Raw genomic sequence first — 24,186 nt, forward strand, 5'->3', positions numbered from 1 at the left:
ATTTTAAATTCTTGAGGTTTATATTTTGAGAAGTTCTCTAAATAGGCTTCGAAAACAGTAGTATCTACTCCATTGATTTCCCAGACAAAACTGTTTCCGTTTATTGGAGAATAACTGCCATATAAATAGGTTGTTTTAAATATGTGCTGATATTTGACAATAGGCTTGATCGCGCGGGCTGTTAAGTGTTTACCTGTATGGGTTGAACAGGTGCCAGGCCTTGACCTGTGCCTGTTTCCTTGGGGAAAACACCTTAAAGTTGTTGCGGATCCTGATATGGTACCTGATATTTTCCCGGTTCAGGAAACCCAACCAATCCTCTCCCACAAACTCCCGATCGGCCAACAGGCAGTCGATGCGCTCCCGGCCAAACCACGCTATAAAATCCTTCACCAGTGCAATGCGCTCGCCCGTATTGGAGTTCCCCCGCTTGTCCAACATACGGAACATCAGTGGAAAGGCCACGTTCCTGTAACAGACCCCAAGCATCAATATATTGATGTTGCCCTCCCCAAGCTTCCAGTTGGTGCGGTCCATCACCAAAACAAGAGGTCCCTTCTCGGGCAACAGGGCAAAAATCAATTTGGCCACCCATTCCATGGACAATGCCGCATCGGACATAAAGCGCTGGATCCGCCTATAATTGCTTGAAGCATTGGCCCTGGTGCCAAAACCGGCCGACAGCTTGGAATAATTGACCGACTTTATCTTGCACAGGGCCGTTATGAAATGGCAGACCAGGCGGATCCTGGCCAGGTTTAGAAAGTCCCCGAAATGGGCCTTGAACAGTGTCAATAATTCCGTATCTTCGTTACTTAGACTGGTATTTTTTTTAGAGGCATTACTTGGTGGTTTTGTCTTTAGTGTATTGATTGTTAGTATTTTGTACTAGTTTCTTCCATCTTATTTTAATAAATTTTAGCGGTTAAATTGTTTTTTGTCATGTACTAAAATGCACAAACCATAAACCCAACAGATGGTAGAATTGCTATTGCGGTAGACGGAAATTCGCCTGATTCAGGTAATCTTGGCGGTACCGCTGTTTCAATTGGCTTACTACGTACAACAGGTTTGGAGAATCGCTTAGTACATTATTCCCATAGTTGTGATTTAATAAGGAATCATAGAATTTCTGGATTAGATGGAATACAAACGTCAAATATTGATGCAAAGTGTTTGCGCTGTAACAGCTAGATGCTGGGAGACTTTGAGTCACTTACTTTCTTTGATATTTCTACATTTTTAGTTTTTTTTAACAGTATGGGATTAAACTATTAATGCAGCTTTGGGTCTAAACTGTTGAATCAAACTAAAACCAACAGTCTTGAAAACTTTCTGCTTTTTATCAATTTTCCTGATTTCTACAACGTTATTTGCTCAAAAATTCACAATTGAAGGTCTTGTTAAAGATCAAAGTAAAACTGTATTGGAAGGTGCTACGGTTTATATCCAAAGCATTAGCGATAGCATCCCAATGGCTTATGGAATAACAAATAAGAATGGCGAATTTTCCATACGCGTTAATACCGAAAATGATTCTAAAGCCATTTTTAATATTGCTTATTTAGGTTATAAACCTTATTTACAAGATATTGATGTGCCCAATGGAGACAAATTAGATATGGGTGTCGTAGTGTTAGATGATCAAGTAGAAGAACTTAATATAATATCTATTATAGGCAAGGCGCCCCCAGTGCTTATTAAGAAAGACACCATAGAATACAATGCAGATAGTTTTAAAACGCTACCTAATGATAAAGCTGAAGATTTATTAAAAAAATTACCTGGAATAGAGATAGATTTAGAAGGGAATATAACGTATAATGGAATTGAAATAGAAGCCGTTAATGTGGACGGCATGCGGTTTTTTGGAGAGAAAAAGGGAGATATCGCCTTAAAAAACCTTCCGAGTAATGTGGTTAGTAAAGTTCAAATTACCGATTTTAAAACCGATATGCAGAAATTTACTGGCGAAGAATCAGATTCTGGAACTAAAGAATTAAACCTTAAAATTAAAAAAGGAAAAAATAGGGCCACTTTTGGAGATGTTAAGGGCGGCTATGGTACAGATAACAAATATCAGGGCAATGCGAATGTTTTTCAATTAATAGATGGCAAGCAACTAGGTTTTATAGCAGGTACCAATAACATCAATATGTCTAAGGGGTTTAATGCACTGCCCGATACCGATACTAGTAACGGTTATATTGAGTCTGATTTTATCGGTGCCAATTATTCAAAAGGACAATGGAATGAAACCCGGATAAATGGAAATTACAGATATAGTTCACAAAGCACAGATAAGGCACAGAAAAGTCATAGAGAGAATTTTTTGCCTAATTTAAATTATATCACAGACTCAGAAACAACTAGTTTTAATGATTCTGATGCACATCAAGCAGGTGCAGATTTAAAATTTATAATTAAACCTAAGAACAAACCTTCCAATCAAAGGGTCCAATTGTCTAATGAAACAGATTTTAATAGCTTTAATACAGAATCAGGGTCTTTAACAGATCAGCTTTCAAAATCTATTGATGGAGATTTGATAAGTAATTATCATGCATTAAATCAATCTAGGTCTACAAATTATAGTATCAAAAATGAGTTTAGTGTGACTACTATCACTGGAAAAGGAAGAGATTATTTAAATATAAAATTAGGGACTGATTTTGATAAGGGCAATACAGAAAGTGAAAACTATTCTGAAAACGTGCTTTATAAAAAAAATGAGACTATTGTTCAAAATCAAATAAGCGATACGGAAAATAATAGTAGTAAAATTAATTTTAATGCTATGTGGAGTAAAGAACTGTTTCCTAATTTTAGAGTTATTCCTAGGTATACGGCCAGTATTAATTCTCAAACAAATGGAAAGTATATTTACGATTTTGATGAGAGTGCTAATGCATTCAATGCGTTTAATACCCTTTTAAGTTCAGATAGCAAATATGCAACAACTACTGTAAAACCGGCTTTAAGACTGAGATACGAGTATCGAGATTTTCGTTTCGAAATTGAAGGTGCCTATACCAATACGTATCGAAATTATACCGATAAATTAGTGGAAGCACGAGATTTTAGAACGGACTTTGAGTACGCTACCTACTCTGCAAGAGTGCGATATCGCGATAAAAATGGTTATAAAAATATTAATTTAAACTATTACCAAAGTGTTGATCTGCCTTCCGTAAATCAATTGCAGCCCGTTGAAGATGTTGGGAATATTACACATATACGTATTGGGAACCCCTTTCTAGAACCTGAAGTTAGTCATAATGTTCGGTTTGAATATCAAAACAATTTAGCATTTCATAATATCAATATTACTGGAAATGCAAGAGCTCAATTTGTACAAGATAAAATAATTAACGCCACTATTACAGATGAAGATTTAAACAAGCGTACCACCTATGAAAATATTAATGGCGATTATTCATTTTTAGGAAATGTTGCTGTTTCGAAATCTTTTTACAATAAAAAGACAAATATTAATATTAATGCACGTTTAAATGGTGGCTATAATAACGCTCTTTCCATTCAAAATGCTATTGAATTTACAGCAAAAACCACAACCATAGCACCGTCCCTATCTTTTAGGTATTCTTATGATAATAAGTTCGACTTTAGTGCTACATACCGCTATTCTATTAATAAAAGTGTTTTTGATACTAATGTGTTTAGTGATAATGATTACTTTGTTCAGAATTTAGATTTTGATACTTCAATTTTTTTCTTGAAAAATGTTTTTCTTTCCAATAAGGTCTCTTACCGCTATAATAGTAGGGTGGGTGATATGTTTGATGGCAATGCGGTGTTCTGGAATGCAGGCTTAGGGATAGAGTTGTGGGACAATAAGGCGACGTTAACCTTAGTAGGCTACGATATGCTTGGGAAAAACAATGGTTATAGAAGAACAGTTACCGAAACCTATGTTCAAGATGTTGAAAATAAGATATTAGAACAATATTTTATGTTGAATTTCACCTATAAATTCGGAAGTTTTGCGGGTCAAAAAATGAACATGAGAGATGGTGGTTCAAGGGGAGGTAGAGGCGCTAGAGGTGGCGGTTCAAGAGGGCGGTAGTGTTTTTGTGTTTCCTACACTGCGAATATGCAAATGAGGCGCTCATGCCTTATTTTGAAAAGCTTTATTGTAAAAACGATAATAAATAATATTATATTTTCCTAAATATATTGTATATTTGCACGCAATTATAACGTAATTGCACAATGATCGCACATCAAAACAAAATAATAGGAGAAGGACTAACTTACGACGACGTCCTTTTAGTTCCAGCTTTCTCAGAAGTTCTTCCTAGAGAAGTGAATATCCAAACTAAATTTACACGTAATATAACTATCAATGTCCCTATTATTTCGGCAGCGATGGATACTGTTACAGAAAGTAAAATGGCTATTGCCATGGCACAAGAAGGTGGTATTGGGGTTCTGCATAAAAACATGACAATAGAGGATCAAGCCTTAAAAGTTAGAAGAGTTAAGCGGGCCGAAAGTGGCATGATAATGGATCCAGTAACCTTACCGCTTACAGCAAATGTTAAGGACGCCAAAAAGTATATGTCAGAATATAGTATTGGTGGAATACCCATTGTGGATGAAAACGGTATTTTGAAGGGGATTGTAACCAATCGTGATTTGCGTTTTGAGCATGAAAACAAAAAACAGATTACAGAAGTTATGACTAAGGAAAACTTAGTAACAGCTGGAGTTGGTACTTCTTTAGGTGAAGCAGAACTTATACTTCAAGAACATAAAATTGAAAAACTGCTTATTGTAGATGATAACTACAAATTGTCTGGTTTAATAACCTTTAGAGATATTACAAAGTTAAGTCAGAAACCCAATGCCAATAAAGATCAATTTGGCCGTTTGCGTGTAGCAGCAGCTATTGGTGTTACTGCAGATGCAGTAATGAGAACAGAAGCTTTGGTTAATGCGGGTGTAGATGCCATTGTTATCGATACGGCACATGGGCACACCAAGGGCGTTGTTTTGGTTTTAAAAGAGATAAAAGCAAAGTTTCCAAATCTGGATGTGGTGGTTGGAAACATAGCAACGGGTGCCGCCGCTAAATATTTAGTAGATGCTGGTGCAGATGCGGTAAAAGTAGGAATAGGCCCAGGGTCTATCTGTACAACTCGAGTTGTGGCAGGTGTTGGTTTTCCACAGTTTTCTGCTGTATTAGAGGTGGCAGCGGCAATAAAAGGTAGTGGTGTTCCGGTAATTGCAGATGGAGGTATTCGTTATACCGGAGACATCCCCAAAGCCATTGCTGCAGGAGCAGATACCGTTATGTTAGGCTCGCTTTTAGCGGGAACAAAAGAATCTCCAGGGGAAACCATTATTTATGAAGGTCGGAAATTTAAGTCTTACCGAGGTATGGGGTCTGTTGAAGCCATGAAACAAGGTAGTAAAGATCGTTATTTCCAAGATGTAGAAGACGATATTAAAAAATTAGTACCAGAAGGTATTGTAGGCCGTGTACCATATAAAGGGGAGTTGTTTGAAAGCATTCACCAATTTATTGGCGGATTACGTGCTGGGATGGGCTATTGTGGCGCAAAAGATATTGAAGCCTTAAAAGAAACAGGGCAGTTTGTTAAAATCACATCAAGTGGTATTAACGAGAGTCATCCTCATGATGTAACGATTACCAATGAATCTCCTAATTATTCAAGATAATTTTAAAATCCTATAAATTATAAAGCCCATAGCAAATCAAAAGATTTTGTTATGGGTTTTTTATTTAAAACCTTCTCATAGTTTTTAAAAAGGAGAGTGTTATTTGGCTTCGATACCAGGTATTACTGTAAGGTAATCCGTATGATGGGGGTTAAAAAATAAATGCTTTTAAATAACTATAAACAATTCCTCAATAACTATTTTAATTTTGTAAATTTGCCTGCGTTTATAAGCGCAACATGACAACTACAACAAAATACATATTTGTAACCGGTGGGGTTACATCATCACTAGGAAAAGGAATTATTGCAGCCTCTCTTGCAAAACTCTTGCAAGCTCAAGGTTACCGAGTGACCATTCAAAAATTAGACCCTTATATTAATGTCGATCCAGGAACTTTAAATCCTTACGAGCATGGCGAATGCTATGTAACGGAAGATGGTGCAGAAACGGATTTGGACCTAGGCCACTACGAACGTTTTTTAAACGTAAATACCAGTCAGGCCAATAATGTTACTACAGGACGTATTTATCAAAGTGTTATTGAAAAAGAACGCCGCGGAGAGTTTTTAGGAAAAACCGTTCAGGTTGTGCCACATATTACAAATGAAATAAAAAGGCGTATCCAGATTTTAGGGAATTCAGGAGAGTATGATATTATAATTACCGAAATAGGAGGTACAGTAGGCGATATTGAGTCCTTACCATATATTGAGGCAGTACGCCAGCTGCGTTGGGATTTAGGAGATAATAATGGTATTGTAATCCATTTAACTTTAGTGCCTTACCTATCTGCTGCCGGCGAATTAAAAACAAAACCCACACAGCATAGTGTAAAAACATTAATGGAGAGCGGGGTACAAGCCGATATTCTGGTTTGTAGAACAGAACATTATCTTCCAAAAGATTTACGGAAAAAGTTAGCCTTGTTTTGCAATGTTAGGGAAGAGGCCGTTATCCAGTCCATCGATGCATCTACTATTTATGATGTTCCAAACCTAATGCTTAATGAAGGTTTGGATAAAGTAGTTCTTAAAAAACTAGCTCTCAATAGTTCGGTTCCTGATATTACGGCTTGGAATACATTTGTAAAACGCCATAAAAACCCATCACATGAAGTAACGATTGGTTTGGTTGGTAAATATGTGGAACTACAAGATTCTTATAAGTCTATTTTAGAATCGTTTATACATGCGGGTGCAGAAAACAGCGTAAAAGTAAATGTGGAATCCGTTCATTCAGAATACTTAAACGAAGATAATATTAAGCTAAAACTGGGTCATCTGGATGCTGTGTTAGTAGCGCCAGGCTTTGGAGAGCGTGGTATAGAAGGTAAAATTACTGCTGTTAAATTTGTAAGGGAAAATAATATTCCGTTTTTAGGCATATGTTTAGGTATGCAAATGGCTGTTATTGAGTTTGCACGTAACGTGTTGGGCATAAAAGATGCTAACTCTACAGAAATGAACTCGGTTACTGCCAATCCTGTAATAGATTTGATGGAAGACCAAAAGTCCATTACCGATAAAGGAGGAACCATGCGACTTGGATCTTGGGCCTGTGAATTGAAGCCGGGTAGCCTAATGCATAAAGTATATAATACAGATGTTATTAAAGAGCGGCACAGGCACCGTTATGAATTTAATAGTGCGTATAAAGATGAATTAGAGGCTGCAGGTATGGTTGCAACAGGATGTAATCCAGACACAAAACTGGTTGAAGTTGTTGAAGTGCCCAGTCACCCTTGGTTTGTTGGCGTACAATATCACCCCGAGTACAAAAGCACTGTTATAAATCCACATCCATTATTTGTGGCTTTTGTAAACGCGGCATTACAATATAAAAAGAAAAATAAAAGTGCCAGTGTGTCACAAAACTAATTGTGGATACATTTTTGACTAGAAAAACCTTTATACACTAAAAGGACTACAGGGTTTTTTATAACCTTTTGGGTCTAAAACTAAAAGATGGAAGAAAAAAAATTAGACATAAATTCGATATTGGGCTTTGCCCTTATTTTTGGAATTTTAATGTATATGCTTTGGCAAAATCAACCTACTCCCGAGGAGTTGGAGGCGCAAGAAAAAGCAAAACAAGAACAGCTTGTTAAAGAACAGAACGTAAACGAGCAAAAAGATATACTTGTAACCAGTGCTCAAGATTATGCAGTAGGGGCTTCTTCAGACTCGTTGCAACTAATACAGTTAAAAAATAAGTTTGGTGCGTTCGCATATTCTTCAACGTTGGTTTCTGAAAAAGATGCAGAAACTTTAGTGGAAACCGACCTATTGGCATTAAAATTTAGCGCTAAAGGAGGCTATTTATCTGAAGTAAAACTTAAAGAGTTTACCAACTTTAACAATAAGCCTATTTATATTATTAAAGAAGGTAATGCAGATTTCAATATTAATTTTGGAACTACCGATAGCCGTATTTTAAATACCAAAGATTTACATTTTCAACCCACGGTAACCAAAAACGGCGATATCACTGTGGTTTCTATGAAATTAAAAGTGTCTGAAAGTAAATTCTTGGAATATCGTTATGAGCTTAAGCAAGACGATTATATGATGGGCTTTAGTATCCGTTCTCAAGGCTTGAGCGATGTTATCAATAATTCTCACGAGATAAATCTAGATTGGAAACTTAAAACCTATAGAAACGCAAAAAGTATTTCCTATGAAAACAGATATACCGAGATGGTTTTTGAATATGAAGGCGGTAAGGACGATTATTTAGGACAACAAGAAGCTACCGACGATACGGCTAAAGATTTAACCTACGTGGCTTTTAAACAACATTTCTTTACGTCTATTTTATTGGCAGATACACCATTTAAAACGGCTTCGCTTGAATCTAAAAATTTAGTCCAAGATGAAGAAATCGATACGGTTTATACCAAAATGTTTGCAGTAAAACTGCCTATAGAACTTGCTGGTGGCGAGATTAATAAAACCTTAGATTGGTATTATGGTCCAAGTGATTTTAAGATATTAAATAAATACGATAGAAATTTAGATGAAATTGTACCGCTGGGTTGGGGAATTTTTGGTTGGATAAATAAATTTATTTTCATCCCTTTATTTGCCTTTCTAGGTGGCTTTATGCCTTATGGTATCGCCATTATTGTCATGACCATCTTAATAAAACTGCTCTTGTCTTTTGTGCAATACAAGCAGTTTTTATCGCAAGCAAAATTAAAAATCCTGAAACCAGAATTGGATGCCATTCGTGAGAAGCATAAGGACAATAAAATGAAAGCGCAACAAGAAACCATGGCATTGCAAACTAAAGCAGGTGCCAGTCCGTTATCGGGTTGTTTACCGGCATTGATCCAATTGCCCGTGTTTTATGCGTTATTTCAATTCTTCCCATCAGCGTTCGATTTACGTCAAAAAAGCTTCCTTTGGGTAGAAGACCTATCCTCGTATGATACTATTGCAGAACTGCCTTTCCGTATTCCGTTTTATGGCGATCACGTAAGTTTGTTCCCCATATTGGCCTCTATCGCTATTTTCTTTTATATGAAATTGACTACTGGGCAGAATATGGCTTCGCAACCGCAACAAGAAGGGATGCCAGATATGGCAAAAATGATGAAATATATGATGTATTTCTCTCCTATAATGATGTTGTTTTTCTTTAATAATTATGCATCGGGATTAAGTTTGTATTATTTCATCTCCAATCTTATTAGTATTGGTATTATATTGGTAATCAAACATTATATTTTGGATGAAGAGAAAATCCATGCGCAAATTCAAGTAAAGAAAAAAGCGCCTAAAAAGGAAAGTCGTTTCCAAAAGAAAATGGCGGAAATGATGGAGCAAGCTGAAAAGCAGAAACAAATGCAACAAAAGAAAAAGAAATAATGGAATAAAAGGTGTCAATAATATTGGCGCTTATAGATCTAAAAAGCTGTCAACGTAATTTTGGCAGTTTTTTTTTATAAGAAATTTAAAACTCAACCGTTATTAAACATGATTTCGAAAACAACACTATAATTATTCTTATATGAAAACAAAACATGTTCTTTTATGTTTCTTACTCTTTGGGAGTTTTGCTTTTTCTCAAGACATTAATCAATTTGATGCTCAAGGGAAACGCCATGGTATTTGGAAAAAAAATTTTGACGATTCCAATGTTTTGAGGTATGAAGGAGCTTTTTCTCATGGAAAAGAAATCGGACTTTTTAAGTTTTATAAAAATATAGGCAATAAAGCGGTTTTAACTGCCACTAAACAGTTTAATGAAAAGAATAATAAAGCAGAGGTGCGGTTTCTTTCGTCTACGGGAAAACTTATTAGCGAAGGGCTGATGGATGGGAAACGGTATGTGTCTACTTGGAAATACTATCAGAAAAACTCAAATGCATTACTTATTCTAGAACATTATAATGATGTGGGCAAATTGGAAGGAGAACGTTTTGTCTATTATCCAAACGGTCAAATAGCAGAAAAGCAACACTATAAAAATGGAAAACGCGAAGGACTATCCCAATGGTTTTCTGAAAAAAATGTAGTGCTTAAAACGTTTATTTATGAAAATGATACTTTGCATGGTGCGTCTAAGATTTTCAACCCTAAAGGCGAGCTTATTATAGAAGGTTTTTATAATAATGGAAAAAAGCATGGTATATGGAAGTATTACGAAAATAAAACTCTAATAGAAGAAAAAAACTTTACTGAAAACTAAAGTATCAATTAACTTGATACTAAAAAGACTGCCTTTTTAGACAGTCTTTTTTAATTACGATAAGCCATTCATGAAAAATTAGCTTGTCGTGCTATTTATCCTTTTAATTTTTAGAATTAAGGAAGTAATACTTTATCAATAACATGCACCACACCATTTGTAGCTTGAATATCTACTAAAGTAGTTACAATATTGCTTACTCTAGCATTCGTATCGGTTAATGTGAAATCTGTTGCATTTGCTGTTATAGCTCCGCCCAAAGTGGTTATGTTTCCTGTTTGTAAATTATTAGATGGTACATTGGCATTAACAATGTGCTGTAATAATACGGCATCTACTGTAGAAGTTGGAATTTCTGAAAGTGCTGTTACATTTAACTCTTCCAACAATAAATCAAAGGCGCCATTAGTAGGAGCGAAAACTGTAAAAGGTCCTGTATTAGCGTCGGACACAGTAGCTATGTAAGGCACTGTTGGTTCGCCAGAGTCTGCATAAGCTAAGGCATCAACTAAAGTGGATAGTGCCGGGTTTGTAGTAGCAAATGTAGCAATGGTAGGTAAAGCTATTACTTTGTCAACAACATGTACAATGCCATTTGAGGCCATGATATCTGCGGTTTGTACTTTTGAACTCCCATTAAAGATAACACTATTGTTTCCTCCGTCATAATAAATACTTAATTTATTAGAGTTTGGACCCTCTGCTAAAGTATTAGCGTAACCGGTTTTACCAATTAAATCTTTAGATGTAATGTTTGTTCCATCAATAATATGGTTCAATAGAATTTGTTTTAAAACCGCAGTAGGTACTTCAGATAAAGAACTAAACCCGTTATCTGTTAAAAATGCTGTAAATGCAGCATCTGTAGGTGCTAAAACAGTTTTATTTCCTTCAGCAACAAGGGCGGCATCTAAATTAGCCTTAATTGCAGCTTGAACGAGTATGTTTAAGCCTGCGGACTGAGCAGTTTCTACAATATTTAATGATGTAGGAGGAGGTGTGTGGTCGTCATCATTGTCGCATGCTGTAACAAAAAGCAAACCAACAAATGCCATGGCTAGAGTTTTTAAATAATTTAAATTTTTCATATGTTTTAAGTTTTATTTGTTGTTTAACAAATATATATAATAATTAAACAATAATAGTTTGTTTTGTTTAGTTAATTTTAGAAAATAATAAACAAAAAAGGCATTAATACTATTTTAACGAAAAGACCTATTACATAAACACTCTAATTATACGTATCTTTGTATCCTAATTTTTTATAATGAAAAGAGTAGTTATTGGACTTTCAGGAGGTGTGGATTCAAGTGTTGCAGCTTATCTATTAAAGGAGCAAGGGTATGAGGTGATAGGTTTGTTTATGAAAAACTGGCATGACGACTCCGTTACCATTTCTGATGAATGCCCATGGTTAGAGGATAGTAATGATGCAATGCTGGTTGCTGATAAACTGGGAATTCCTTTTCAAACTGTAGATTTAAGTGAAGAGTATAAGTCTCGAATTGTAGATTATATGTTCCATGAATATGAAAAAGGTAGAACGCCAAATCCCGATGTGCTTTGTAATAGGGAAATAAAATTTGATGTTTTCATGAAAATAGCGTTAAATTTAGGTGCAGATTTCGTGGCAACTGGACATTATTGTAGAAAGGGACGTATTGAAAAAAACGGTAAAACCCACTACCAGTTATTAGCTGGGGTGGATGCGAATAAAGACCAGTCTTATTTTTTATGTCAGTTGTCTCAATCTCAATTGAAGAAATCCCTGTTCCCCATTGGAGCGCTTACAAAACCTGAAGTACGGGACATAGCCACAAAGTTGGACTTAATAACTGCTGAAAAAAAAGACTCTCAAGGGCTATGTTTTATTGGTAAAGTGAAATTACCGGATTTTCTACAACAGCAATTAAAACCTAAAGAAGGTTTCATTGTAGAGATTTCTAAGGAAAGTGATCTTTATAAGACGGAAATCCCTAATTTTAAGACGGAGGAAGATAAACTCCATTTTTTATCCAAAAAAACAGAGTATCAGCTGGAAGCAGGTAAAATAATCGGAAAGCATCAAGGTGCCCATTATTATACCAAAGGGCAGCGTAGAGGTTTAGGTGTTGGAGGGCATGTGGAACCTTTATTCATTATAGATACTAATGTTGATGACAATATCATATATACAGGAGAAGGCAAAGACCATCCTGGCTTGTTAAAAAAAGCTTTATTTATTGCTAATGACGAACTGCATTGGGTACGCGAAGATTTATCGCTTCATTTAGGAGAAACTATGGAGGTGCAAGCTCGAATACGTTACCGACAGCCATTGCAAAAAGCAACCTTGCATAAAGTTGAAACAGGCTTGTATGTGGCATTCGAAGCCTTTCAATCTGCTATGGCCGAAGGACAATTCGTGGCATGGTATATAAAAGATGAGCTTATAGGTTCTGGGGTGATTTCGTAATAATGTTTTAACTTATTGCTTTATGAAGAATAAAATACTCGTGTTTTTTATTGTTTTTCATACTATGGGATTTGCCCAACTTGATGATGCTTGGCTTTATTTTACAGATAAAGACAAGGTAGCAACTTCTATAGAAAACCCTATTAGTATACTGTCTGAAAAAGCCATCCAAAGAAAAAAAAGACACCGTATCCTTATAGATGTTAGGGATGTACCTGTAAATCAAAATTACATCGATCAAATAAAGAAGATTACGGGGATTTCAGTTATGGCAAAATCCAAATGGTTTAATGCAGTACATGTTAGAGGACGTCAAAGTGACATTCAAGCTTTGTCCTCTTTAAGTTTCGTAAATAGGATAGCGTTTGCAGCAAGAAATACTACTGCCAGTAAAAATGCTCAAATAAGGGATAAGGATAAGGTTAAATTGGAAAATACCCAAACGGTATTGGATTATGGAGATGCCTTTAACCAAATAAAAATGTTTAATGGCGATGCTTTACATCTTTTAAACTATACAGGCTCGGGCATGACTGTTGCTATTATGGATGCCGGTTTTTCAAATGTAGATTCTATGTCTTCTTTTGAAAGATCGAGAACTGCCAAAAACATTATAGGGACTTACGATTTTGTGGATAGAAAAGTAGGGGTTTATACTAAAAGTAATCACGGTACGCATGTATTGAGCCATATGGCAGGATACATACCAGGGGAGTTTGTTGGTACAGCACCAGATGCAGCGTACTATTTATTCATTACAGAGGATACCACTATAGAAAATCCAGTAGAAGAAAGCTATTGGGTAGAAGCAGCAGAGCGCGCCGATAGTTTGGGTGTTGATGTGATCAATACCTCTTTGGGATATACCCTTTATGACGATACACGTTATAGCTACACGCCTGAGAATATGGATGGGAATACGGCATTTATTACAAAAGGAGCCAATATTGCTTTTGAAAAAGGGATGCTTCTCGTAAATGCCGCAGGTAACGAAGGGAATAATTCTTGGGGAATTGTAGCTGCGCCTGCTGATGCCGCTGGTGTTTTTACGGTTGGTGCCGTGGATGCTAAAGGGAATTTGGCGAATTTTAGCTCAAGGGGCAGTGCTTCGCAAGCCACCTGGAAGCCAGATGTAGTAGCGCAGGGCCAAGCTAGTTATTTAATTAATGGAGATGATACTATTAGGACAGGGAATGGCACATCATATAGTGCCCCAATTATGGCTGGGGGCTTGGTATGTTTATGGCAGGCCATGCCTAATAAAACGAATGTAGAAATTATGCAATTGGTTCGCGAGTCTGCTTCACAGTTTGGGTCTCCAGACTTTAATTTAGGGTATGGTATCCCAGATTTACAAGCGGTAGTTAGTAAGGTGCTGTATACTGAAATTATAGAAAAAGAAAATGATAACTTGAAATTATTTCCTAATCCAACTTCGAGCCAGCTCTACTTTAGCCTGACAACCAACATCGATAGCCATAGATTGAAGCTTTATGATGTTTTTGGGCGTGAGGTGCTTAATATTATAATGTCATTAGAAAACAATCCTATAGATTTAACATTTTTATCGCCTGGCATGTACTTGGCTAGAGTAGAATCAAAAACCAAATCGAAAACAATTAAGATTTTAAAAAACTAATGGAGAATAGCATTACCACATTGTTAGAAATTAAATATCCCATCATTCAAGCGGGTATGGTTTGGAACAGCGGTTGGCGTTTGGCATCTGCAGCGAGTAATTCAGGTATTTTAGGGCTTATTGGGGCAGGCTCGATGCATCCAGAAGTTTTGAGAGAACATATAAAAAAATGTAAAAAGGCAACACATAAGGCTTTTGGTGTAAATGTACCGTTGCTATACCCAGATATTCAAAATATCATGAATATTATTGTGGAAGAAAACGTAAAAATTGTGTTTACTTCTGCTGGAAATCCAAAAACCTGGACCTCATGGCTTAAAGAGAAAGGGATTACCGTGGTACATGTTGTAAGTAGTGTGGCGTTTGCTAAAAAAGCTGAAGAGGCTGGTGTAGATGCAGTGGTAGCTGAGGGTTTTGAGGCCGGAGGACATAATGGACGGGATGAAACGACTACGTTTACTCTCATTCCGATGGTGAAAGAATATATAAAAATACCGCTAATTGCAGCGGGAGGAATAGCTACAGGGCGAGGCATGCTTGCAGCCATGATTTTGGGAGCAGATGGTGTTCAAATCGGGAGTAGGTTTGTGGCTAGTGAAGAGTCGTCCGCACATCAAGCATTTAAACAACTGGTTGTAGATTCTAAAGAAGGAGATACCCAGTTAACACTTAAAGAATTGGCTCCCGTTAGACTTATTAAAAATGATTTTTATAATGCCATTCAGAAGCTGTATAAAAACGCGGCAACTACCGAAGAAATAAGAGCATTATTAGGGAAGGGACGTGCTAAAAAAGGCATGTTTGAAGGCGATTTAGAGAATGGTGAATTGGAGATTGGCCAAGTTTCAGGACTGATTAACGATATAAAACCAGTATCTAAAATTATTTCTGATATAATGGATGAGTTTGAAGATGCTAAGAGAACTATTTAGAAAACTCATAAATCAAGCGTTCAGCATCATCTCAAGATTATATAATTACTTTACACAACTTATTTTAATTAACATAGGTGCATACTTTCGCAGAATCGTTCAATCCTAAAATTAAACTGTGTAGAACGATGTTTAGAGAATTATGAGATGTCAAATGCATTCTTTATAAATTAATTAAATGATCGACATGGTTTATATAGTTTCTCCATAATATTCCTTAACCCTAAATCAATTCATTTGATAGTCTTAAAAACGCAAAAACCTACTAATCATGCGATTAACAGGTTTTTGATAGGGATTGATATACTAAATGGTCGGGATGACAGGATTTGAACCTGCGACCACACGGCCCCCAGCCGTGTACGCTACCGGACTGCGCTACATCCCGATTATTAATGAGCCGCAAAGTAAACCTTTTTTGTTAAAATTTAAAAATATTTATAGGTCTTTAACTTTAATTTTAAATAAGAATTCTTTTTTTGTAAATAACGGTAATAGAAAGTGTTTAATAAATCGTTTTTTAGTGGGGTGAAATGTTTTTTAATGTATTCATTATGATTATGTGGCGTGGTGTAGCTCTCGAAAGTTGTTTAGAACTTTCTACTAATGGTCAATCCATCTCGAATAGGTAACATCACTGTTTCAATACGGGGATCTTCTTTTAGTAGTATATTGTACTCTAAAAGTGCTTTTGTAGAAAGGTCATGAGGCTTTAAAGGCTCTAATACTTTCCCGCTCCAAAGCACATTGTCAGATAATATAATGCCACCCGAGTTCATTGTATCGATAATACAATTAAAGTAATTGGGATAATTTTCTTTATCTGCATCAATAAAAACCAAATCAAAGCATTTATCCAATTTCGGAATAATTTCCAAAGCATTTCCCAAATGTTGAAAAATCTGATTTCCATAATTGGATTTGTCAAAATACTTTCTTTGAAAATCGATCAACTCTTCATTAATATCAATGGTATGCAATTCCCCATCCTGTTGCATGCCCTCCGCTAAACATAATGCAGAGTAGCCTGTGTAAGTTCCAATTTCCAATATGTTTTTCGGATTTACTAATTTAGAAATCATACTTAAAATGCGTCCTTGATAATGCCCACTAAGCATACGAGGCTGCAATATTTTTTGATATGTTTCACGTGACAATTGCTGCAATAATTCTGGTTCATTTTCAGAGTGTTGCACAACATAATCATCTAAATTTTCTGGTATAAAATGCATATTTAATTTTCTAAATTAATCTGTTAATGCCTTTTACGGTGGCGAGAAAAAGCCTCCACGTTTTGAGCCATTTTTTTGTTTTGGGCGTGCCCCAAGGGTCGGGCTTTCCGCTATATCTTTTTTGTTTTTAAGAACAAAAAAGGATGCCGCTACAATCCCTCACGCGGTTATCGACTATAATAAAAGCTTAAAATTACTAATTAAAATTCACAAACAACTCTTCCTCGAAAAAACCTTAACAAAATGCGTTTACTTTTATAGTAGTTAGGTTTCCTCTAAATTATTTCCATTCAAATTAGTTTTATTTTAAATATACAAGCTTATTTTTTTTTGGAGGTTTTTTTTGAACAGAAATAGACTTTTTTAAATAAGGTTAAAAATTGGTGCTAAATGTCCTGCAATTATATATTTTATTAAACCTATCTGCAACTTCAGTCAATTATACCATTGAGGAAATCTCAACAGCCTTAACAGCTCTTAATATTGGTACAGATTTATTATGGTATATGGTTGAAACAGGAGGTACTGGCCCTGTTATATCCCCTTTACTAGGTACGTACGTAATAGGGGTAAGTTTTTTTTATTGGTTTCAAGTATTAATGATGATGATGGTTGCGAAAGTGAACTGCGGAAATTATAGTAACAGTAGAAACGCTATTGAGACTAGAAGAAGCAAATAGGTTAAGCAACATCCATATCTATCCAAATCCAACGCAGGGAAGTGTATCTGTTTTTGTGCCATAAGCCCAAGAGATAACAATAACCGTGTGCAATCATAATGGACGTTTACTTTTAAAACAATTGCATACCGGTACTCATTTTTATATGGATTTTTGGGCTTATAAAGTTGGTGTTTATTTACTAAAAATGCACATTGATAGAAATGAAAATGTAAAAAGAATAATAAAAAATTAACGTATTTAAACCATTAATTAGCGTAATATAAAATAGCGATTTATTAAAATAGAGGCGCTATTTTTTATAAGCCATTTTCTAGAACGATTTGATTTAGTCATCTAAAAACAAACTATTCAGCACCTGCAATAATCGTTCTTTTAAAAGTATAAATAAATCCATCAGCCCCAGAGGCATTAATCATTTTGTTTTGATCGATTATTAACTCAGACTGAGTAGGCGTAATAATTTCGCCAAACTCATGTGTTTCTAAAAATAAATAAGATTTAGAGTTTTTTACAGGCATAGATATATTGTAAGATCCGGTATCTAAACCATCTTGGAGGGTTTCATCTGTATTGTTATTTTGCACGATTAAAGTGCCATCTCCATTTTCATTAACATTAAAAACCCATATAATAGTTCCCATTTCATAATCCGTATCCACTCCAGCTATTCCGCCTTTGGTATTGGTTAAGTGCCATTGGAAGGTTTGTTTTTCTAAGGGCGCAAGCTGTAAGTCGTCATTATTATTTAGTGAGCAGCTTGAAAGTATAAACATACACATAAATAGTACACTATAGTTTCGCTTCATGGATTACTTTTTTTAAGAATATATGGTATAATATAGATGTAAAAGTAGGGATAAGGTTGCGTTAAAATACTAATTAATTTAAATTTGATATATCTTTAAACGAGAGCTATTCTGTAAAGCATAACGTGTTCTTTAGTTTAAAACTTAACTATTCTTTAAATAAAACACTATGGTATTTTTTCAAAATGAAATACAATTAAAGCCTCGTACCAGAGGATTTCATTTAATTACAGATGTGATTGCTGAGGCCATTCCAGAAATTCGTCAAATAAAAGTTGGTCAGCTTCAGGCATTCATCAAGCATACATCTGCAAGCTTAACGATTAATGAAAATGCCGACGATACGGTAAGAACTGATTTCGAAAGTCATTTTAATATTATGGTTCCAGAAAACGCCAAGTACTTTAAACATATTTATGAAGGCTCTGACGATATGCCTGCACATATTAAAGCATCGTTGCTTGGAAGTAATGTACAGGTACCCATAACCAATGGAAAACTGAACATGGGTATTTGGCAAGGTATTTATCTATGTGAACACAGGAATAGAGGTGGAGCCAGAAACCTTGTAATTACCGCTTATGGGATATAAATGCGATAGAGGCTATCAGGCTTGCACTTTTTCTTTTTCAATAAGCAACATTTCCAAAACATGCTCAACACCATATTCGTCGTTGGTTTTAGTTTCAAAGCGCGCAATCTCTTTTACATCGGGATGTGCATTTTTCATGGCATAACTAAAATACGCTAGTTTTAACATCTCTATATCATTATTGTAATCGCCAAACACCATTGTTTCTTCCGAAGAAATATTATAAGTATCTTGTAATAATTTAATAGCATGTCCTTTATTGGCTAAGTTATCTGAGATATCGACCCAATGCCGTGCAGAAGTTTTTACTTTAAAGTCCGTTTTTAAATGTTTTATAAATGGATAGATAAATTTTTCTGAACTCTCCTCATGAAAAAGAGCCACCTTATAAATGTCTTCATCTATCTCATGGGCATCATCAATAAACTCATAATTAGGGTAATATTCTGTTAAGAGGTTTAATAAGGCTTTAGAACTGCTTTTAACATAAGCTTGGTTTTTTCCGCAAAAAACGGGATGTGCATGGTCTAAAGAGTTAACCAAGCTTATAATGTTTGAAAGCTTGTCTTTCTTTAAAGGTGTAGATAAAAGGGTTTCTGTTTTATTGGAAACAAGGCCACCATTTTCTGAAACAATAATAATGTCGTCTTTTATTGTGCTCAATTTTTTAATAATGCTATAACGTGGCCGTCCACTCGCAGCTACGAATAGAATATCATGCGCAGCCATTTTATTAAATAGCTTTAAAAATTTGGCGCTCACTTCATGTTTAGAGTTTAATAACGTGCCATCCATATCGGTAACAACTAATCTTACTTTTGATAAATTCATGTTCAATATTATTTAAAAGGTAAATCCAGAATTCGAGACACTACAAAACTATTGAAATATGCTTTCTAGGTTTTTATGTTTCTTTAGGTTCGGAGTTTTTGTTTTAGACCATTAAAAATCTGCTAAAAAACAGCATCAAATGGTTTAGAATTCTTAATCTAAAATCAATTGGCAAAAGTAATACTAGTAAATCGGATTGTCATTTTTTTAAAGTTAATATTAGTTAAACAAAAAAAATCCGATTCTTTCGAACCGGATTTATTATTAAGCGAATAATATGATTTACAATAGGCGAAACGCCTTATTTTATTTTCTCGATTACGGCTTTAAAGGCCTGTGGGTTGTTCATAGCTAAATCTGCTAAAACCTTACGGTTTAATTCAATGTCATTAGCTTTTAATTTCCCCATAAATTGAGAATAAGATAAACCATGTTCTCTGGCTCCAGCGTTTATACGCGTAATCCATAAAGCACGGAATGTTCTTTTTTTAACTCTGCGGTCTCTATACGAGTACTGCATCGCTTTATCTACTGCATTTTTTGCTACTGTCCAAACGTTTTTACGTCTTCCAAAGTAGCCTTTAGCTTGTTTAAGCACCTTTTTTCTACGGGCTCTCTTTGCTACAGAATTTACTGATCTTGGCATAATTTTTAATTGTGTTTTGTAGTAGGCGGTCGATAGCCGACACTTTTATATTTAAATAAATTAAATCTCGATAACTATCGGATATATAATTTATTTAAACAGCCTAACTCCAGGGTTTATAAATAGTTTTAACCGGTTAAATATAAATGTTACTTTAAACGCAACATCAATTTAACATTGCTTTCGTCCGACTTATGAACTAATGTATCATGAGTTAACGCAAGCTTACGCTTTTTAGATTTCTTTGTTAAGATATGACTCTTAAAAGCATGTTTTCTTTTAATCTTACCAGTGCCTGTTAACTTAAAACGTTTTTTGGCACTAGATTTTGTTTTCATTTTTGGCATTTTCTTCTCCTAGTTTTAATTATTTCGCTTAATATCTTTATTGCTGTTTCAACACCATTTCGATAATAAATATCGAAATGGTGTTGTTTCGGCATGTATGGAATCTTAATTATTTCTTTGGTGCAAGAAACATGGTCATACGCTTACCTTCTAAACGAGGCATCTGTTCCACCTTTCCTAACTCTTCCAAATCTTGGGCTAATCTTAATAATAAAATTTGTCCTTGTTCTTTAAATATAATCGAACGGCCTTTAAAGAAAACAAAAGCTTTAAGTTTGGCTCCTTCTTTTAAGAACTTCTCAGCATGTTTTCTTTTAAACTCGTAATCATGGTCATCTGTTTGAGGCCCAAAACGAATCTCCTTAACTGTTACTTTGGTTGCTTTAGATTTTAAAACTTTGTCACGTTTCTTTTGCTCATAAAGAAACTTTTTATAATCCATAACCTTACAAACAGGAGGGTCAGCATTTGGTGAAATCTCAACAAGATCCAATTCTTGCTCGGTAGCTATTCTCATAGCATCACCTTTTGTGTAGATACCAATTTCTACATTGTCTCCAACAAGGCGTACTTTTTGTGCTGTAATCTTAGAGTTAATCTTATGTTTATCCTCTTGTGAAACCCTTCTGGGTTGCTGTCTTCTTCTAATTGCTATGGCGTTATGTTTTTAAGTTAAACTTAGTTTTAAAACGGTTTCAACGTTTTTTTTATTTCATTTTTTATGATAATTGAGAAGTCTTCTACTGAAATCATCCCCAAATCTTTGCCACCATGTTGACGCACAGTGATTTTGTTTTCTTGCTCTTCTTGTTCGCCTATGATAATCATATAGGGGTGTTTTTGCATTTCTGCTTCCCGGATTTTCTTTCCTATGGTCTCATTTCTATGGTCAACAAGGGCGCGAATTTCGTCATTTTCTAGCAAATTTAAAACTTTTTCAGAATATTTTTCAAATTTTTCGCTAATTGACAATATAATAACCTGTGTTGGCATCAGCCAAAGTGGAAAATTACCACCAGTATGTTCTAATAATAAGGCTATAAAACGCTCCATACTGCCAAAAGGGGCACGATGGATCATTACAGGTCTGTGCAACTCATTATCACTACCTTTATAAGTTAAATCAAAGCGTTCGGGTAAATTATAGTCTACTTGAATAGTACCAAGTTGCCAACGTCTTCCCAAAGCATCTTTCACCATAAAATCCAATTTAGGGCCATAAAAAGCGGCTTCCCCTGTTTCAATAACAAAATCGAGGCCTTTATCGGTAGCGGCATTAATAATAGCTTGCTCTGCTTTTTCCCAGTTTTTCACATCCCCTATATATTTGTCGGGGTTTTCAGGATCCCTTACAGAAACCTGTGCGGTAAAGTTCTCGAACCCTAAGGAGCCAAATACATAAAGGACTAAATCAATCACATCCTTAAATTCTTTATCCAATTGTTCTGGCATACAAAACAAATGGGCATCATCTTGGGTAAAACCTCTAACACGAGTTAAGCCGTGCAGTTCTCCACTTTGCTCATATCTATAAACGGTGCCAAATTCGGCATAGCGTTTTGGTAAATCTTTGTAAGACCATTGCGAGCTATTATAAATTTCACAATGGTGCGGACAGTTCATGGGCTTTAATAAAAACTCCTCATCCTCTTTCGGGGTTTTTATCGGCTGGAAGCTATCTTCACCATATTTAGCATAATGTCCAGAAGTTACATAAAGTTCCTTTTGGCCAATATGAGGGGTTATAACCATTTCGTAACCGGCTTTTTTCTGTGCGGCTTTTAAAAAGTTCTCTAAACGCTCACGTAAAGCGGCACCTTTAGGAAGCCATAAAGGCAAGCCTTGGCCCACTTTTTTAGAAAATGTAAAAAGCTCAAGCTCTTTCCCTAGTTTTCTATGGTCACGCTTTTTAGCTTCTTCAAGCATTTCTAAATACTCTGTAAGATCCTTTTGTTTCGGGAATGAGATACCATATACACGTGTTAATTGCGGATTTTTTTCATTACCGCGCCAGTATGCACCAGCAACACTTAATACTTTAACGGCTTTTATAATGCCTGTATTCGGAATATGTCCACCACGGCATAGGTCTGTAAACGTATCGTGATCACAAAACGTAATGGTACCATCCTCTAGGTTTTCAATTAATTCTGTTTTGAAAGGGTTGTCCTTATATAAGGATAAGGCTTCTGCCTTTGTAACAGGGCGCATATTAAAATCATGTTTCCCTCTGGCAATTTCCAACATTTTGTTTTCAATAGCCTTAAAGTCTTTTTCAGAAATGGTTTGTTCACCAAAATCCACATCATAATAAAACCCGTTTTCAATAGCAGGACCGATGGTTAATTTCGCATTAGGGTACAACACCTCTATAGCTTGTGCCAATACATGCGCCGAACTGTGCCAAAAAGCCGTTTTGCCTTCGTCATTGTTCCAAGTATATAAAATCAAGTCGCCATCCGTGGTTAAAGGCGATGCGGTTTCTAAGGTTGTACCATTAAAGTTTGCCGAAATCACGTTTCTAGCAAAGCCTTCGCTAATGCTTTTTGCTACATCCATTGGTGTTACGTTTTTTTCAAACGTTTTAACACTGCCATCTGGTAAAGTAATATCTATCATTAAAAGAATTTTAATTGAGGCCCCAAAGATAATAGTATAATGATACACATACAATATTATGATTCTGTTATTTTATTTAATCGTGTTATCAATAACGTTTTGTTAAACACGGGCCTGTTTAAAATGGGTTAGATTAGAGTTGATGCTTAAACCTAGGGGCTGTTCCTATAAATAGAAGTGCTTTTTTTTTGGGGTGACGTTTTTATATGTATTTTAAGTTTTAATATGGCGTTCCCCTCCCTAAGGGTCGGGTCGGGCTATCCGTTACAAGTCCGCGTTCGTGCCTCACTGTGGGCTTTCCACTGCTATCCCTAACGCGAAACAGCTCTAAGCGAATTCTATTAATGTAAAGAACAGTGCCGTTAGCCATCATTTCAAAATGTAGTACTATATAAGGATAATACTAATGTGGTGTGGGGCGTGGGTGCTAAACATATATAATGTATCTTCACTATGGAGGCTAAGAGGGTGGGGTAAAAAAGATTAAGCCGAAGTATTAAGAAGTATTCGCGTCTGGCTAAAGTTAAGGATATCTCAATGAAACGTATAAGCAGATTGTAGTAAGAGGCAGATAAGAGCTTTTGGTTACATGTGCCAATTAAGTCAGTGCATTGTAGGGGCTATACCTGTTTTTTGTATTTATACCATCTCTAAAAAAACTGTTAGGTTAAATATAGTTGTAAAAACAAAGGGTGTTTAAAAAATAATATCATATAAATATCTGATTAACATGGAGTTAAAAAGTATTTTAAAATTTCTAAAAAAAAGTTTAAAAAGATGGTCTTTAAGAAGAAAAAGGGTTTTATATTTGCACCCGCTAAGCAAGGATATTTAGAATTGCGATTGCGTTACGTTCATAGAGATTTTAGGTGTTAAGGGTTTAAGGGAAACTTTTTTTTAAAAAAACCGGATAACGCATTGTAGATTGAAAAAAGGCTGTATATTTGCAGCCGCTTAAAACGGCAACGTTCGTTTTTTGTTTAGTTCATGAAAAGTGTTTTAC

At 35.5% G+C, this 24,186-nt stretch carries 20 protein-coding genes and 1 tRNA gene; 11 read left to right on the forward strand and 10 right to left on the reverse strand.

Annotated elements, in window-relative coordinates:
* Positions 1-189: 189 nt before the first annotated feature.
* Positions 190-795 carry a hypothetical protein gene (locus tag ACFFU9_RS09580; protein ID WP_379861209.1) on the reverse strand — a complete coding sequence of 202 codons (606 nt, stop codon included), beginning with the start codon at positions 793-795 and terminating at the stop codon, positions 190-192.
* Positions 796-1,324: 529 nt separating this feature from the next.
* On the opposite strand from ACFFU9_RS09580, the gene ACFFU9_RS09585 reads away from it, so the two are divergent.
* The 5 genes from ACFFU9_RS09585 to ACFFU9_RS09605 all read left to right on the forward strand — a co-directional run bounded on the left by ACFFU9_RS09585 (position 1,325) and on the right by ACFFU9_RS09605 (position 10,401).
* The gene (locus ACFFU9_RS09585; protein ID WP_379861210.1) at positions 1,325-4,087 is read left to right on the forward strand and encodes an outer membrane beta-barrel protein; all 2,763 of its coding nucleotides are present in this window, start codon (positions 1,325-1,327) and stop codon (positions 4,085-4,087) included.
* 146 nt (positions 4,088-4,233) lie between these two features.
* Positions 4,234-5,706 (forward strand): IMP dehydrogenase, encoded by a 1,473-nt coding sequence (gene guaB, locus ACFFU9_RS09590; RefSeq protein WP_379861211.1) that lies wholly within the window; start codon positions 4,234-4,236, stop codon positions 5,704-5,706.
* Positions 5,707-5,945: 239 nt separating this feature from the next.
* Positions 5,946-7,586 carry a CTP synthase gene (gene pyrG / locus ACFFU9_RS09595; RefSeq protein WP_379861212.1) on the forward strand — a complete coding sequence of 547 codons (1,641 nt, stop codon included), beginning with the start codon at positions 5,946-5,948 and terminating at the stop codon, positions 7,584-7,586.
* Between the two features lie 87 nt (positions 7,587-7,673).
* The gene (gene yidC / locus ACFFU9_RS09600; RefSeq protein WP_379861213.1) at positions 7,674-9,578 is read left to right on the forward strand and encodes a membrane protein insertase YidC; all 1,905 of its coding nucleotides are present in this window, start codon (positions 7,674-7,676) and stop codon (positions 9,576-9,578) included.
* Positions 9,579-9,720: 142 nt separating this feature from the next.
* The gene (locus ACFFU9_RS09605; protein ID WP_379861214.1) at positions 9,721-10,401 is read left to right on the forward strand and encodes a toxin-antitoxin system YwqK family antitoxin; all 681 of its coding nucleotides are present in this window, start codon (positions 9,721-9,723) and stop codon (positions 10,399-10,401) included.
* Positions 10,402-10,517: 116 nt separating this feature from the next.
* Here ACFFU9_RS09605 and ACFFU9_RS09610 read toward each other — a convergent pair whose 3' ends face one another.
* On the reverse strand, positions 10,518-11,489 hold the full coding sequence (locus ACFFU9_RS09610) for a fasciclin domain-containing protein (RefSeq protein WP_379861215.1): 972 nt from the start codon (positions 11,487-11,489) through the stop codon (positions 10,518-10,520).
* A gap of 179 nt (positions 11,490-11,668) precedes the next feature.
* Between ACFFU9_RS09610 and mnmA the strand changes: the two genes are divergently transcribed.
* Genes mnmA through ACFFU9_RS09625 form a run of 3 tightly spaced genes read left to right on the forward strand, consistent with a single transcriptional unit; the run spans position 11,669 to position 15,427 of the window.
* On the forward strand, positions 11,669-12,856 hold the full coding sequence (gene mnmA, locus ACFFU9_RS09615; protein WP_379861216.1) for a tRNA 2-thiouridine(34) synthase MnmA: 1,188 nt from the start codon (positions 11,669-11,671) through the stop codon (positions 12,854-12,856).
* A 22-nt stretch (positions 12,857-12,878) separates the two neighbouring features.
* Complete coding sequence (locus ACFFU9_RS09620) at positions 12,879-14,495, forward strand: S8 family serine peptidase (RefSeq protein ID WP_379861217.1); 1,617 nt, start codon at positions 12,879-12,881, stop codon at positions 14,493-14,495.
* On the forward strand, positions 14,495-15,427 hold the full coding sequence (locus tag ACFFU9_RS09625; protein WP_379861218.1) for an NAD(P)H-dependent flavin oxidoreductase: 933 nt from the start codon (positions 14,495-14,497) through the stop codon (positions 15,425-15,427). The genes ACFFU9_RS09620 and ACFFU9_RS09625 overlap by 1 nt, the downstream gene beginning before the upstream one ends.
* A gap of 311 nt (positions 15,428-15,738) precedes the next feature.
* On the opposite strand, the gene ACFFU9_RS09630 is transcribed toward ACFFU9_RS09625, so the two are convergent.
* Positions 15,739-15,815, reverse strand: a tRNA-Pro gene (locus tag ACFFU9_RS09630).
* 202 nt (positions 15,816-16,017) lie between these two features.
* Positions 16,018-16,659, reverse strand: coding sequence for an O-methyltransferase (locus ACFFU9_RS09635; protein ID WP_379861219.1), 642 nt, complete (start codon positions 16,657-16,659; stop codon positions 16,018-16,020).
* 380 nt (positions 16,660-17,039) lie between these two features.
* Between ACFFU9_RS09635 and ACFFU9_RS09640 the strand changes: the two genes are divergently transcribed.
* On the forward strand, positions 17,040-17,339 hold the full coding sequence (locus tag ACFFU9_RS09640; protein ID WP_379861220.1) for a hypothetical protein: 300 nt from the start codon (positions 17,040-17,042) through the stop codon (positions 17,337-17,339).
* Positions 17,340-17,418: 79 nt separating this feature from the next.
* On the forward strand, positions 17,419-17,574 hold the full coding sequence (locus ACFFU9_RS16265) for a T9SS type A sorting domain-containing protein (RefSeq protein ID WP_512699414.1): 156 nt from the start codon (positions 17,419-17,421) through the stop codon (positions 17,572-17,574).
* A 112-nt stretch (positions 17,575-17,686) separates the two neighbouring features.
* Here ACFFU9_RS16265 and ACFFU9_RS09645 read toward each other — a convergent pair whose 3' ends face one another.
* Entirely contained in the window at positions 17,687-18,148 is a 462-nt protein-coding gene (locus tag ACFFU9_RS09645; protein WP_379861221.1) for a hypothetical protein, read from the reverse strand.
* 169 nt (positions 18,149-18,317) lie between these two features.
* On the opposite strand from ACFFU9_RS09645, the gene ACFFU9_RS09650 reads away from it, so the two are divergent.
* Positions 18,318-18,740, forward strand: coding sequence for a secondary thiamine-phosphate synthase enzyme YjbQ (locus ACFFU9_RS09650; protein WP_379861222.1), 423 nt, complete (start codon positions 18,318-18,320; stop codon positions 18,738-18,740).
* A 15-nt stretch (positions 18,741-18,755) separates the two neighbouring features.
* Here ACFFU9_RS09650 and ACFFU9_RS09655 read toward each other — a convergent pair whose 3' ends face one another.
* The 5 genes from ACFFU9_RS09655 to thrS form a co-directional block, all read right to left on the reverse strand.
* Positions 18,756-19,571 (reverse strand): HAD family hydrolase, encoded by an 816-nt coding sequence (locus ACFFU9_RS09655; protein WP_379861223.1) that lies wholly within the window; start codon positions 19,569-19,571, stop codon positions 18,756-18,758.
* Between the two features lie 301 nt (positions 19,572-19,872).
* On the reverse strand, positions 19,873-20,217 hold the full coding sequence (gene rplT / locus ACFFU9_RS09660; RefSeq protein ID WP_379861224.1) for a 50S ribosomal protein L20: 345 nt from the start codon (positions 20,215-20,217) through the stop codon (positions 19,873-19,875).
* A gap of 149 nt (positions 20,218-20,366) precedes the next feature.
* Entirely contained in the window at positions 20,367-20,564 is a 198-nt protein-coding gene (rpmI, locus tag ACFFU9_RS09665) for a 50S ribosomal protein L35 (RefSeq protein ID WP_100614413.1), read from the reverse strand.
* A gap of 109 nt (positions 20,565-20,673) precedes the next feature.
* A complete protein-coding gene (gene infC / locus ACFFU9_RS09670; protein ID WP_379861227.1) occupies positions 20,674-21,219 on the reverse strand; it encodes a translation initiation factor IF-3 in 546 nt (181 codons plus the stop codon).
* A 29-nt stretch (positions 21,220-21,248) separates the two neighbouring features.
* On the reverse strand, positions 21,249-23,183 hold the full coding sequence (gene thrS, locus ACFFU9_RS09675) for a threonine--tRNA ligase (RefSeq protein ID WP_379861225.1): 1,935 nt from the start codon (positions 23,181-23,183) through the stop codon (positions 21,249-21,251).
* Positions 23,184-24,186: the final 1,003 nt, after the last annotated feature.

It is taken from the genome of Mariniflexile ostreae, from assembly GCF_042427585.1.
Taxonomy (GTDB): domain Bacteria; phylum Bacteroidota; class Bacteroidia; order Flavobacteriales; family Flavobacteriaceae; genus Pseudalgibacter; species Pseudalgibacter ostreae.

Coding starts and splice junctions, on each gene's coding strand:
- guaB (WP_379861211.1), top strand. CDS start 4,234: ATGATCGCACATCAAAACAAAATAATAGGAGAAGGACTAACTTACGAC.
- pyrG (WP_379861212.1), top strand. CDS start 5,946: ATGACAACTACAACAAAATACATATTTGTAACCGGTGGGGTTACATCA.
- yidC (WP_379861213.1), top strand. CDS start 7,674: ATGGAAGAAAAAAAATTAGACATAAATTCGATATTGGGCTTTGCCCTT.
- ACFFU9_RS09605 (WP_379861214.1), top strand. CDS start 9,721: ATGAAAACAAAACATGTTCTTTTATGTTTCTTACTCTTTGGGAGTTTT.
- ACFFU9_RS09610 (WP_379861215.1), bottom strand. CDS start 11,489: ATGAAAAATTTAAATTATTTAAAAACTCTAGCCATGGCATTTGTTGGT.
- mnmA (WP_379861216.1), top strand. CDS start 11,669: ATGAAAAGAGTAGTTATTGGACTTTCAGGAGGTGTGGATTCAAGTGTT.
- ACFFU9_RS09620 (WP_379861217.1), top strand. CDS start 12,879: ATGAAGAATAAAATACTCGTGTTTTTTATTGTTTTTCATACTATGGGA.
- ACFFU9_RS09625 (WP_379861218.1), top strand. CDS start 14,495: ATGGAGAATAGCATTACCACATTGTTAGAAATTAAATATCCCATCATT.
- ACFFU9_RS09635 (WP_379861219.1), bottom strand. CDS start 16,659: ATGCATTTTATACCAGAAAATTTAGATGATTATGTTGTGCAACACTCT.
- ACFFU9_RS09645 (WP_379861221.1), bottom strand. CDS start 18,148: ATGAAGCGAAACTATAGTGTACTATTTATGTGTATGTTTATACTTTCA.
- ACFFU9_RS09650 (WP_379861222.1), top strand. CDS start 18,318: ATGGTATTTTTTCAAAATGAAATACAATTAAAGCCTCGTACCAGAGGA.
- ACFFU9_RS09655 (WP_379861223.1), bottom strand. CDS start 19,571: ATGAATTTATCAAAAGTAAGATTAGTTGTTACCGATATGGATGGCACG.
- rplT (WP_379861224.1), bottom strand. CDS start 20,217: ATGCCAAGATCAGTAAATTCTGTAGCAAAGAGAGCCCGTAGAAAAAAG.
- rpmI (WP_100614413.1), bottom strand. CDS start 20,564: ATGCCAAAAATGAAAACAAAATCTAGTGCCAAAAAACGTTTTAAGTTA.
- thrS (WP_379861225.1), bottom strand. CDS start 23,183: ATGATAGATATTACTTTACCAGATGGCAGTGTTAAAACGTTTGAAAAA.